General features: G+C 63.5%; 9 protein-coding genes, 1 tRNA gene and 1 pseudogene. 10 read left to right on the top strand and 1 reads right to left on the bottom strand.

From position 1 onward, the window contains the following. Positions 1-143 precede the first annotated feature (143 nt). Positions 144-1,562 (top strand): dihydrolipoyl dehydrogenase, encoded by a 1,419-nt coding sequence (gene lpdA / locus B2Z70_RS13765; protein ID WP_292983983.1) that lies wholly within the window; start codon positions 144-146, stop codon positions 1,560-1,562. On the opposite strand, the gene B2Z70_RS13770 is transcribed toward lpdA, so the two are convergent. After that, the gene (locus B2Z70_RS13770) at positions 1,563-2,114 is read right to left on the bottom strand and encodes a hypothetical protein (protein ID WP_292983985.1); all 552 of its coding nucleotides are present in this window, start codon (positions 2,112-2,114) and stop codon (positions 1,563-1,565) included. Between the two features lie 117 nt (positions 2,115-2,231). On the opposite strand from B2Z70_RS13770, the gene B2Z70_RS13775 reads away from it, so the two are divergent. From B2Z70_RS13775 to B2Z70_RS13810, 9 genes and pseudogenes are all read left to right on the top strand, one after another. Further along, complete coding sequence (locus B2Z70_RS13775) at positions 2,232-3,197, top strand: cation diffusion facilitator family transporter (RefSeq protein ID WP_009801685.1); 966 nt, start codon at positions 2,232-2,234, stop codon at positions 3,195-3,197. Between the two features lie 170 nt (positions 3,198-3,367). Continuing rightward, positions 3,368-3,694: a TonB family protein gene (locus B2Z70_RS13780; protein ID WP_009801684.1), complete on the top strand. Its 327-nt coding sequence runs from the start codon at positions 3,368-3,370 to the stop codon at positions 3,692-3,694. Between the two features lie 83 nt (positions 3,695-3,777). Further along, on the top strand, positions 3,778-5,817 hold the full coding sequence (locus B2Z70_RS13785; RefSeq protein WP_292983990.1) for a methyl-accepting chemotaxis protein: 2,040 nt from the start codon (positions 3,778-3,780) through the stop codon (positions 5,815-5,817). Between the two features lie 107 nt (positions 5,818-5,924). Further along, positions 5,925-6,001, top strand: a tRNA-Met gene (locus B2Z70_RS13790). A 353-nt stretch (positions 6,002-6,354) separates the two neighbouring features. Then, positions 6,355-6,492: pseudogene (locus tag B2Z70_RS15435) on the top strand (RHS repeat-associated core domain-containing protein); the annotation flags it as partial. A 615-nt stretch (positions 6,493-7,107) separates the two neighbouring features. Beyond that, positions 7,108-7,464 (top strand): hypothetical protein, encoded by a 357-nt coding sequence (locus tag B2Z70_RS13795; RefSeq protein ID WP_292983992.1) that lies wholly within the window; start codon positions 7,108-7,110, stop codon positions 7,462-7,464. A 70-nt stretch (positions 7,465-7,534) separates the two neighbouring features. Then, positions 7,535-7,837: a hypothetical protein gene (locus B2Z70_RS13800; protein ID WP_292983994.1), complete on the top strand. Its 303-nt coding sequence runs from the start codon at positions 7,535-7,537 to the stop codon at positions 7,835-7,837. 140 nt (positions 7,838-7,977) lie between these two features. Then, positions 7,978-8,976 (top strand): efflux RND transporter periplasmic adaptor subunit, encoded by a 999-nt coding sequence (locus B2Z70_RS13805; RefSeq protein ID WP_292983996.1) that lies wholly within the window; start codon positions 7,978-7,980, stop codon positions 8,974-8,976. Further along, on the top strand, positions 8,973-11,179 hold a 2,207-nt coding region (locus tag B2Z70_RS13810), incomplete at its 3' end, for an efflux RND transporter permease subunit (RefSeq protein ID WP_292983998.1). The genes B2Z70_RS13805 and B2Z70_RS13810, both read left to right, overlap by 4 nt.

Here is an 11,179-nt window from a genome sequence, read left to right on the forward strand (position 1 = left end):
ACACCAAGGTCAATGTCGAGAAGAGCTAATCTGTACGGACCTTTACTGGCGCATGGGGCAGGTTTCAGCCTGCCCCTTTTTTGTTGGACGCCGAGCGTCTAAACATCACGCCAATCTATACCGGACCCGCAGGAGTTTTGCTCATGGCCCAGTCTAAAACGTGTCAGGTTCTCGTCGTCGGCGGCGGCCCGGGCGGCTATCCCGCCGCCATTCGTGCGGGCCAGCTGGGCCTGGACACCATCATCGTGGACAAGCACGGCCTGGGCGGCACCTGCCTGAACCGGGGCTGCATCCCGTCCAAGGCCTTCATCCACGCCGGCTCCAAGTTCGAGGAGATGGTCCATCACGCCCAGAAAGACGAGATGGGCCTGAAAGTGTCTGACCCGACCCTCGACATGGCGGGCGTGACCGAATGGAAAGACGGCATCGTCTCCAAACTCACCAAGGGCGTGGGTCAGCTGCTCAAGGCGGCGAAAGTCGAGGCCATCAACGGCTGGGCGACCTTCAAGAACGCCAAGACCTGTGTGGTTGAGATGGAGGACGGCGAAACCGTTGAGATCACGGCGGAGAACGTCATCCTCGCCACGGGCTCGAAGGAAACCGAGCTGCCCTTCATGAAGTTCGGCGGCGATGTCATCGGCTCGACCGAGGCGCTGGAACTGACCGAGCGCCCGGAAAAGCTGGTGGTGGTCGGCGGCGGCTATATCGGCCTCGAGCTCGGCATCGCCTTCCGCAAGATGGGCTCTGACGTCGCCGTGGTCGAAGCGCTCGATTCCATCCTGCCCAGCTATGACAAGGAATTGATCCGCCCGGTCCAGATGTGGCTGAAGAAGAACAAGGTCGCGCTGCACACCGGCTGCAAGGCCAAGGGCGCGGTCGAGGAGGGCGGTCAGACCTTCCTCGAGTTCGAGGACGCCAAGGGTGAAACCCAGCGTATCGAGGCGGACAAGATCCTCGTTGCGGTCGGCCGCAAGCCGGTCACCGAAGGCTGGGGCCTGGAGACTATGGGCGTCGACATGGACGGCCCCTTCGTGAAGATCGACCATCAGTGCCGCACCGCCATGCGCGGCGTCTACGCCATTGGCGATCTGGTGGGCGAGCCGCTGCTGGCGCACAAGGCCACCAAGCAGGGTGAGTTGGTCGCCGAGATCATCGCCGGCCACAAGCGCGCCTATGATCCGGTCTCCGTCGCGGCGGTCTGCTTCACTGAGCCTGAGCTTGTGGGCGTCGGCCTGACCCCGGATGAAGCCAAGGCGAAAGGCGAGACGGTCATTACCGGCAAGTTCCCGCTGGCGGCGTCGGGCCGTGCGCTGACCATGGAAGGCGGCGCGGATGGCGGTTTCGTGCGCGTGACCGCGCGCGAGAGCGATCATGTCATCCTCGGCATTCACGCCGTCGGCAAGCACGTCTCCGAATTGTCGGGCGAGTTCGCCCTGGCGCTGGAGATGGGCGCGACCCTGGAAGACGTGGCGGGCACCATTCACGTGCACCCGACCCTGACCGAAGGCTTCGCGGAAGGCGTGCTGACGGCGCTGGGCCACCCGATCCACATTTCGGTGTGATCAGGTCTCGCAGGCCTGGGTGAGGCTGTCCCCGAGCAGCCTCGCCACATCCGCATTGCGCGCGGCGCGGCGATACTCGCTTTCCCCATTGGGACGCGTCCAGACATTGGCGCGGGCGTCTGATCCGCACAGCTGATCGGCCTGAAACCGCGTTTCAAAAACGAAGCTGAGCGATCCGGCTTCGGTTCTATTGATGCGGTCGCGCAGCGCCTCGGCGCGTTGGACGTCGCGCTCTGACAAACGCAGGATGATCGGCCGGTCCTGCGGTGCGAGACCAAGGAAAGGCAGGCGCTCGACCGGGCCTTGGTCCGCCACGAGGTCGAATTGGGCCTCCTCCAGCACCTCTCCATCCTGACGCAGGGTCGTGGTGACGCTCCACTCGCCGGGATGATCGGTCAGGCCGGGATAGTGCACGGCTAGGCGCGCTGTGGCGAAGTCGATATCCTCGACCTCAAGCCGGGAATAGGCGGCGAGCGTGGAGAACGGCACGCTTGCGCAGGCTGTCAGCAGCAACAGCGCGTACAGCACGGTCAGCGCCAGGCTTTGCTTCATCTCGATTCCCCTCCGGAGCGCATCCGGGAGCGATCCTCGCCTCTGAGGAGGGCGCGGGCAAGGCGTAACGTTATGTCATGGCTTCCTTTGTCCCGGGCGAAGCGCTAGGGGAGGGGCATGTCTGACAATCACGCACACCCGTCTCACGATCACGCCCATGACCATGATCATGGGGACGACCATCACCATCACGGCCATGGTCATTCTCACGCTCATCCTGTGGATGGGCGCAACGAGACGCGCACGCTGATCGCAGCCGCGCTGACGGGCGGCTTTATGCTGGCCGAGGTGATCGGCGGGCTGCTGACCGGGTCGCTGGCGCTGCTGGCGGATGCGGCGCACATGCTCACTGACTTCGCCGCGCTGATCCTGGCCTGGGGGGCGTTCCGCCTGTCGCGCCGCCCGGCGACCGACAAACGCTCCTATGGCTATGACCGTTTGCAGATCCTCGCGGCTTTCGCCAACGGGGTGACGCTGTCCATCCTGGTGGTCTGGATCGCCTGCGAGGCGGTGATGCGCCTGTTTGATCCCAACGAGATCGAGGCGACCGGCATGATGGTGATCGCGGTGCTGGGGCTGATCGTGAATATCGCCGCCTTTGGCGTGCTGCACGGCGCGGACACCGACAATCTCAATATCCGCGGCGCGCTCGCTCATGTGATGGGCGATCTTCTGGGGTCTGTTGCGGCCATTATCGCAGCAGGCGTGATCTGGTGGACCGGCTGGACGCCGATCGATCCGCTGCTGTCCTTGCTGATTGCCGGGCTGATCGGCATATCGGCCTGGCGGCTGGTGCGCGATGCGGGACGGGTGTTGCTGGAGGCGGCGCCCGATCATATCGATCCCAGCGTGCTGCGCGCGGACCTGACGGCGGAGATCGAGGATGTGCTCGACATCCACCATGTGCATGTCTGGTCCTTGACGCCGGACCGCCCCATGGCCACGCTGCATGCCCGGATCGAGCCCGAGGCGGATGCGCCCGCGATCATCGTGGCGATCAAGTCCCGCCTGGCCGAGCGCTACAAGCTCACCCACGTCACCGTGGAGGTCGAAACCGGGCCCTGCGCGGACCAGAAGACCTGAGCGAAAATTTACGCGCTGTTAGGCATACACCTTAAACGAAGATTCAGCCCTTTCTGTCATAAACCTGCACTGTCGAACGTTCAAAGGGCGGACAACACGCTCTGACGTAGACGTTTTGGGAAGTTTGTGGGCCTCAGAAACAGGCCCCCTTGCAAGGTTTGGGTGTGACTATGAAAAAGTTTGCTGGTGTTTTCGCTGCCGTGTCTCTGATCTCCGCTTTCGGCGCCGCTCCGGCGCTGGCGCAGGAGCCGGAACTGGTTGAGGCGTCCGCTCCGGAATTTCCGCGTGCGGCCGAGCGTCGTGAAATCGAAGGCCATGTCGTGGTGCGTTACAATGTGACCGCCGACGGCGCCGTGTCTGACGTTGAAGTTGTCGAGGCCACTCCGGCCGGCGTGTTCGAGCGCTCCGTGCTGCGCGCGCTGGAAGATTGGCGCTACGCCTCGGGCCCGGGCGCCCAGGGTGTTGAACGCCGCTTCGATTTTAACTTCGGCGGATAAACCTTTTATCAAGACGGCGCAGTCAGAAATTGGCTGCGCCGTTTTTTGTGCGTGAGAGTATTAACCTTAATTGGGGCTGACTGATGGCGATCTCGTTCCACTCTGTGCAGACACGCCTGCTGGCTGCATTCGCCGCCGTGATCGTGATTACTCTGGCGACCAGCGCCGCAGGCTTGTTCGCATTCTCGAGTTCAAGGAACGCTCTGGACGCCATTGTCGAGGAAACAGCGCCTCGCGCCGCCGCAGCCCAAAGACTTGAAGCCGCCTCGGGCGCCCTGACAGGCGAACTGGCGGCGTTTTCGCGTTCGCGCGACACGATTGACCAGCAGGTGTCCGCCTCGCGCCTCGACACGCTGATGGGTGAGGCGCGCGCCGCCATCGACTCCCTGCGTCAGGCCGGCCTCAACGCCGCCAACGCCGATGCGCTGACCGAAGCGCTCAACGGCGTCGGCTCCGCCGTGAACGAGGCCTCCGGCCCGGTGAGCGCCAAGCTGGAAGCCGTGTCCGCACGCGAGTCTGCCATGCGCGGCGTCCTGCGTCAGCGCGCGGCCGTCTCTGAAATGCTCGAAGCGGCGCTGGATGAAACCAGCGACGAAGGCGTCATCGAAACGCTTCTGCGCTCGTCCATGGCCGTGAACCTTGTCGCCGCGCGCTTCGCCGAGCTCAGCACGGCTGACAGCGCTGGCGAAGTTTCTGAAATCCAGGACGAATACTATTACGCGGCCGATGATCTGAGCATCAACATGGCCATTCTGGGCGATGTCGCGACCCAGGAGCTGCGCGACGCCATCGACACGCTTCTGGCCTATGCCGAAGGCGATCAGGGCATGTTCAACCTGCGCCTGACCGAGCTTGAGATGATCGACGAAACCGAGATGCTCGTCGAAGACGCGCGCATCATGGACGCAGCGCTCGCCGAGATCGTCACCCAGACCCGCGATTCCGCGCTCGCCGATCAGGCGGAAGCCAGCCAGGGCGGCCTGAACGCCATGGCCTTCGGCTCGACCCTGATGTGGGTGTTCGCGGTCCTGTCCGTCGCTGTGGGTGGCGCTGTGGGTTACTTCTACGTCTCCCGCAACCTGTTGACCCGCCTGACCCGCATCGCTCGCGCCATGAAGGATCTGGCCAAGGGCAATCTTGGTCAGGAGATCGAGGATAATGACAAGGACGAGATCGGCGAGATGGCCAAGGCCGTCGCGGTCTTCCGTCAGAACGCCATCGAGCGTCAGCGTCTGGAGCAGGAAAGCGAAGCCGAGCGCCTCGCCCGTGAAGCCCGCGCCAAGCGGATCGAGGAGCTGGTCGCCCAGTTCGACGATGTCTCCCGCCGCGCGCTTGATGCTGTGGGCAACGCCGCCGAGGAAATGGAAAGCGCGGCTACGGCTCTGGATCACTCCTCGCGCAGCGCCGGTGAAACTACGGCCCGCGTGAACGCCTCGGGCGGCCGCGCCGCCGAGAACGTGGACACGGTGGCCGCCGCCGCCGAGGAGATGACGGGCTCGATCGCCGAGATCGCCCAGCAGATCTCCCGCTCCACCGAGATCGCCCAGGACGCCGCCAACCGCGTCCAGCAGACCAATACCGATGTGGCCCAGCTTGATGAGGCCGCCGCCCGTATCGGCGATATCGTCAACCTGATCGAGGGCATCGCCGAGCAGACCAACCTTCTGGCGCTGAACGCCACCATCGAGGCGGCGCGCGCCGGCGAGGCGGGCAAGGGCTTTGCGGTCGTGGCCAGCGAGGTGAAGACCCTGGCCGAGCAGACCGCAAACGCCACCAAGTCCATCTCCGACCAGATCTCCGGCATTCAGGGCGCGACGGGCAAGACCGTCGAGGCCATTGAGAATATCGGCGAGGTCATCTCGGAGATGAACAACATCTCCGCCGCCATCGCCGCGGCCATGGAAGAACAGCGCGCCGCCGCGTCGGAAATCACCCGCGCCGCCCACGAAGCGGCCTCGGGCACCCGGGAAGTGGCCGAATCCATCGGCCAGGTGGACGCCGCCGCCGCGGAAACCGGCCAGTGCGCCGCCCAGGTGAACTCGGCCAGCCACGCGCTCAACACCGAATCCTCGGGTCTGCGCAAGGCGGTCGGCGAGTTCCTCGCTTCGGTGCGCGCCGCGTAACTGACTTTGGTGTCGCCGCATCAGCGCGGGCCCCTTGCAAGGCGGCCCGCGCGCGGTTATACGCCTCCCTCCGGTTCGCAGCCCACCCTGCTGCGGACACACGGTTTGGCTGGGTAGCTCAGCTGGTTAGAGCGCACGACTCATAATCGTGAGGTCGGGAGTTCAAGTCTCCCCCCCGCCACCACCCCTTCTCCTTTTGAAAATTGATGTGACGTCTGCCCGCGGGCGACCGCGAACGCTGGGCGCATCCCAACCGTCTGGGCTACACGATTGTCATCAGCGACAGCACGGGCGCGGTGGTCGATACGTACACCTATTCCCCCTTCGGCCAGGCGGGCGAGGGCGATGGCGGCTTCGCTATTTCAGGTCTGATCGCGTCCGCGATCGGGCCGCTTCACGGGCCAAAAGCTCGATCCGGGTGAGGGTGGGCCGCGCGAAGCGAGGAAAGGCCCGTCCGAACGGGCTCATGCCACTGCCGTGGCCTTCTGCGCCTTGATTTGATCCACCGGATCAAATCATCCCTTTTGGACTGGCTCCGAAGACTACAAGGCGCGCTATTACGATCCGGCGCTCGGCCGCTTCCTCCAGACCGACCCGATCGGTTACGCCGACCAGATGAACCTCTACGCCTATGTGGGCAATGATCCGATCAATGCGACCGATCCGACGGGGATGGAGAGGGTGGCTTGTTTCTCGTCCGCTGGGTATTGGGGCACTGGATAAACAAGGGGCCCGTCACATGTTTGTTGTTGTAGCAGATGAGCTAGGCGGTGAAGTGACAGCCCGCTATTCATACGGCCCGAGCGGACAGATCTACAATCCCGGTAATCTCGTCAGCCTCACGGGGACAGGCACTCCAACTGATTTAGATGATCGCGACGCTTGGCTAAGCTTGGCGGATGGTGGTTCGGAGGGTGTGGACTTTGTTTTAATTGATGCGCCTGATGATGCAGTCATGATTGCTGGCGCTCATGTAAATGCGGTCCTGGGAACCCCTGATCGACCAGGTACAACATCCTACGCGCCAGTTACGGGTCCAATAACTCGGAGAACTGCAGGAAATAGCAATTCTGCAGCCATTGCTGTTGCGAATGCCGCAAGGACAGCTGCAGGAGTGGAGGGAGGGCAGCCGCTGCCTGAAGGAGGAGTCCGAGCTCCAGGACACGGACAAGCTGATCATATTCCTGTAAATCAAGGAGCTATAGATGGCGCATACGAAAGATTAGCTGTGACTGGTTCGCGTATACGCAGACGGCCTGAAAATTGATTTGGGTTTGATGAGGTGAGCTTATGAAAAAAGTTATGGTTCTAGTCGTTCTGATGATTGCGGCGACGATGATTTGGTTTCTTTCCGACCCTATAAATCGGCTTCTTGTATTTGACCCAATTGGTACGGCGAGCTCATCTGGATACGTTTTAGTGAATGAAGGAGAATCTTTATATTCGGCTCGCAACAAGCTCACTGAATTAGGTTTGATCGAAGTCGGTGAAACGACTAGTGAGCGCTGTGCCAATCACATTAATGAATCGGCTAATGAAGTTGTGATGTTTAGAGATCTAAGTTGGCGTCGCGGAGTATTTTGTGTTTTCGCAAGGGACGATCAAGTCATGGATTTGAGCTGGTGGTTTGATCCGATAGCTCCATGAGCCATTCTGCGCTTCGGCGGAGCGGCGCCTCGCCAGTATTGCCTATGACGCCCAGTCGCGCCGGCAGAGCGTGACCTACGCCAATGGCGCGACCGCGCTGTTTGCCTATTCCGCGCGCGGGGATATCCGCTGTCATGACATCAATCTCACCGGCGCTGCGGCGTCGGCGTGCAATGGCGCGGGGGCGGAGGTGGCCTATGACTTCACCTCCAACGGCGTGGGTCAGACCCTCAGTGAAAGCCTTACAAGCACGCTCAGCGGTGAGGATCTGGTCTGGCGGCCGTCTTTCTCGGCGACTGACAATTACGCCAGCAATGGCCTGAACCAGTACACCTCTGTCACATTTGACACGTGCTTGCTCGCCGCCATATAGGCCCGAGCCTGTCCGATAGGCGCCTGCGAAGTGCGGCAGAGCAGCGCGGGCGGGTGACAAGCCTCCAACACTTATCTATTTTGATAAGTGACAAGTGCGCCGGGATTGAGTCCCGCCGAGCGCGCACAAGGAGGACGTGCATGATCCGTTCGATGGTGCTGGCATCGCTCGCGCTGGTGTTGGGCCCGGCTGCTGGCTGGGCGCAATCTGACGCCTATGAGGTTCAACAGACCTCGATCACCGACCAGAAGGCCGTGTTCGCCACGGTGCAGAGCGTGGATGTGACCATGGCGCGGGCGCGCCTGTCGGGCACGATCGGCGAATTGCGCGTGGATGAGGGCGACCGCGTTGAAGCGGGCGAGGTTCTGGCGGTGGTCGTGGATGACCAGCTGGCGCCGCAGATCGGCTCGCTCAACTCGCAGCTGGCCGCCGTGACCGCCCAGCTCGAACAGGCTCGCGCCGACCTCTCGCGCGATGAGCGCCTGTATGAGCGGGGCCTTGTGGCCGAGGCGCGCCTCGAGGCGGCGCGCACCCAGGTTGAGGTCTATGAGAACCAGGTCGCCTCCGCGCGTCAGCAACGCGCCGTGACCGTGCAGCGCTCACGCGAGGGCGATGTGCTGGCCCCGGCCACGGGCGTCGTCCTGTCCGTGCCGGTGACGGCGGGCAGTGTGGTGATGCCGGGCGAGCAGATCGCCGAGATCGCCACCGATCTTTACGTGCTGCGCCTGTCCGTGCCCGAGCGCCATGCCCGCTTTATCGCCGAGGGCGACCCCATCGCGCTTGCAGGCGGGGCGATGACCGCGGACGGGCTCGCCAACACCGGCACGATCCGACAGGTCTATCCGCGCATCGAGGCGGGCCGCGTCACGGCCGATGCTGTCGTGGAGGGCCTGGGCGATTTCTTCGTGGGCGAGCGGGTGCGCGTCCTGATCTATACCGACGCCCGTCCGGGCATCCTCATTCCCTCCGCGCTGATCGAGACCCGCTACGGGCTTGATTATGTCAGCGTGCTGGACGCCGACGGCAACCCTCATGACGTGGTGGTCCAGCGCGGCGGGGTGCGCGTGGGCGACGACGGCGCGCAACAGGTTGAAATCCTCTCCGGTCTGCAACCGGGCGATCTGCTGGTGCAGCCATGAAACTGGGACTGTCCGGCAATCTGGCGAAGGGCTTCATCCGTTCGCCGCTGACCCCGCTCTTCCTGCTGGCGGCGCTTGGGCTGGGGCTGATTGCGCTCCTGACCATCCCGCGCGAGGAGGAGCCGCAGATCTCGGTGCCGATGATCGACATCATGGTGCGCGCGGACGGTCTGGCCGCCGCGGACGCTGTCGAGCTGATCACCGAGCCGCTGGAAGCGATCATCTCGGGCATTTCCGAGGTGGAGCACACCTATTCCAACACGATGGATGACCAGGTTCTGGTCACCGCCCGCTTCAAGGTGGGCGTGCCCGAGGACATCGCCGTCCTGCGCGTGCATGAGGAAATTCGCGGCCATTACGACCAGCTGCCGCTGGGCGTGCCCGAACCCCTGATCGTGGCGCGCGGCATCAATGACGTGCCGATCCTGACCTTGACGCTGAGCCCAGAGCCGGGCTTCGGCGAACGCTGGACGGACGCATCCTTGCTGACTTTGGCCGAAGAGCTGCAATCGCGGCTGACCTCGGTGGACGGGTCGGGGCTCAGCTTCATTGTCGGCGGTCGCGCTGATCAGGTGCGCATCGAGCCCGATCCCGAACGGCTGGCGCTCTATGGCGTCACCCTGCAACAGCTGGCGGGCAAGATCGCGGCGGCCAATTCCGCCTTCCCCGTGCGGCCGGTGTTTCAGAACGGCGCGGTGGCGCAAACCCTTGTGGGCGAAACCCTGCGTGATCCCGCCTCGATTGGTCTGTTACTGCTCACAACGCGCGACGGACGCCCCGTCTATGTCCGCGATGTGGCGGACGTGGTGATCGGAGCTCAACCCTCCGATCACCGCGTCTGGTCCCTCAGCCGTGAGGGCGACGCTCATGCGGAAGACGGCCATGGCGCGACCGGGGACTGGACTCGCGCGCCGGCGGTGACCCTCGCGCTCGCCAAGCGCCCCGGCGCCAATGCGGTCGTGGTGGCAGAGCATGTGCTGGAAACGGTCGAGACCCTGCGCGGCACGCTGATCCCGGACGGGGTGAGCGTCGATATCACCCGCAATTACGGGGAGACGGCGGCGGAGAAGGCCAATGAGCTGTTCTTCCATCTCGGGCTCGCCACAGTCTCCATCGTGGTGCTGATCGCGCTGATGGTGGGCTGGCGGGAATCCATCGTCGTGCTGGTGGTCATCCCGACCACCATCCTTCTGACGCTGTTCGCGTCCAACACGCTGGGCTTCACCATCAACCGGGTCAGCCTGTTCGCGCTGATCTTCTCCATCGGCATTCTGGTGGATGACGCTATCGTGGTGATCGAGAACATCGCCCGTCACTGGGCGATGAAGGATGGCCGCAACAAGATCGACGCCGCCGTTCAGGCCGTCGCCGAGGTGGGCAATCCCACCATCGTCGCGACGCTGACCGTCGTGGCGGCGTTGCTGCCCATGCTGTTCGTGTCGGGCCTGATGGGGCCCTACATGGCGCCGATCCCGATCAACGCCTCGGCGGCGATGATCTTCTCCTTCTTCGTCGCCATGCTGATCACGCCCTGGCTGATGGTGAAGATCGCTGGCAATGCCGGCGAGCACGCCCATGGCGCCGAGGACAGCGAGACCCGTCTCGGTCGCGCCTACCGGTCAATTGCGGGCTGGGTGGTGAAAAGCCGGGCGCGCGCCTGGACCTTCCTGATCGGCGCGGGCGTCATGACGCTGGTCATCATGATGATGATCCCGGCGGGTCTGGTGACGGTGAAACTGCTGCCGTTCGACAACAAGTCCGAATTCCAGGTGATCGTGGACCTGCCTGAAGGGTCCAGCCTTGAGGACACCGAACGCGTCCTGTTTGAAGCCGCAGATGTGCTCTCCGGCGTCGAAGAGGTGATGTCGATCCAGGCCTATGCCGGAACGTCAGCGCCGTTCAACTTCAACGGCCTGGTGCGCCATTACTTCTTCCGCACCAATCCCGAGCAGGGCGATCTGCAGGTCAATCTGGCCTCGCGTCACCATCGCAAGCGCCAGAGCCATGACATCGCGCTGGAAGCGCGTGAGCTTCTGAGCGCCATCCCCATGCCCGAAGGCACGGTGATCAAGGTGGCCGAAACCCCGCCCGGACCGCCGGTTCTGGCGACGCTGCTGGCGGAGATCTATGGCCCCGATGGCGAGACCCGCCGGGCCGTGGCCTCGGAGGTCCGCCGCATCTTTGAAGAGGTCGACTATATCGT

The organism is Oceanicaulis sp. UBA6590, assembly GCF_002433705.1.
In the GTDB taxonomy this organism is placed as follows: Bacteria; Pseudomonadota; Alphaproteobacteria; order Caulobacterales; family Maricaulaceae; genus Oceanicaulis.

What these genes read in the sequence shown, in the direction of transcription:
- lpdA (WP_292983983.1), top strand. Translation starts at nt 144, where the DNA reads ATGGCCCAGTCTAAAACGTGTCAGGTTCTCGTCGTCGGCGGCGGCCCG.
- B2Z70_RS13770 (WP_292983985.1), bottom strand. Translation starts at nt 2,114, where the DNA reads ATGAAGCAAAGCCTGGCGCTGACCGTGCTGTACGCGCTGTTGCTGCTG.
- B2Z70_RS13775 (WP_009801685.1), top strand. Translation starts at nt 2,232, where the DNA reads ATGTCTGACAATCACGCACACCCGTCTCACGATCACGCCCATGACCAT.
- B2Z70_RS13780 (WP_009801684.1), top strand. Translation starts at nt 3,368, where the DNA reads ATGAAAAAGTTTGCTGGTGTTTTCGCTGCCGTGTCTCTGATCTCCGCT.
- B2Z70_RS13785 (WP_292983990.1), top strand. Translation starts at nt 3,778, where the DNA reads ATGGCGATCTCGTTCCACTCTGTGCAGACACGCCTGCTGGCTGCATTC.
- B2Z70_RS13795 (WP_292983992.1), top strand. Translation starts at nt 7,108, where the DNA reads ATGAAAAAAGTTATGGTTCTAGTCGTTCTGATGATTGCGGCGACGATG.
- B2Z70_RS13805 (WP_292983996.1), top strand. Translation starts at nt 7,978, where the DNA reads ATGATCCGTTCGATGGTGCTGGCATCGCTCGCGCTGGTGTTGGGCCCG.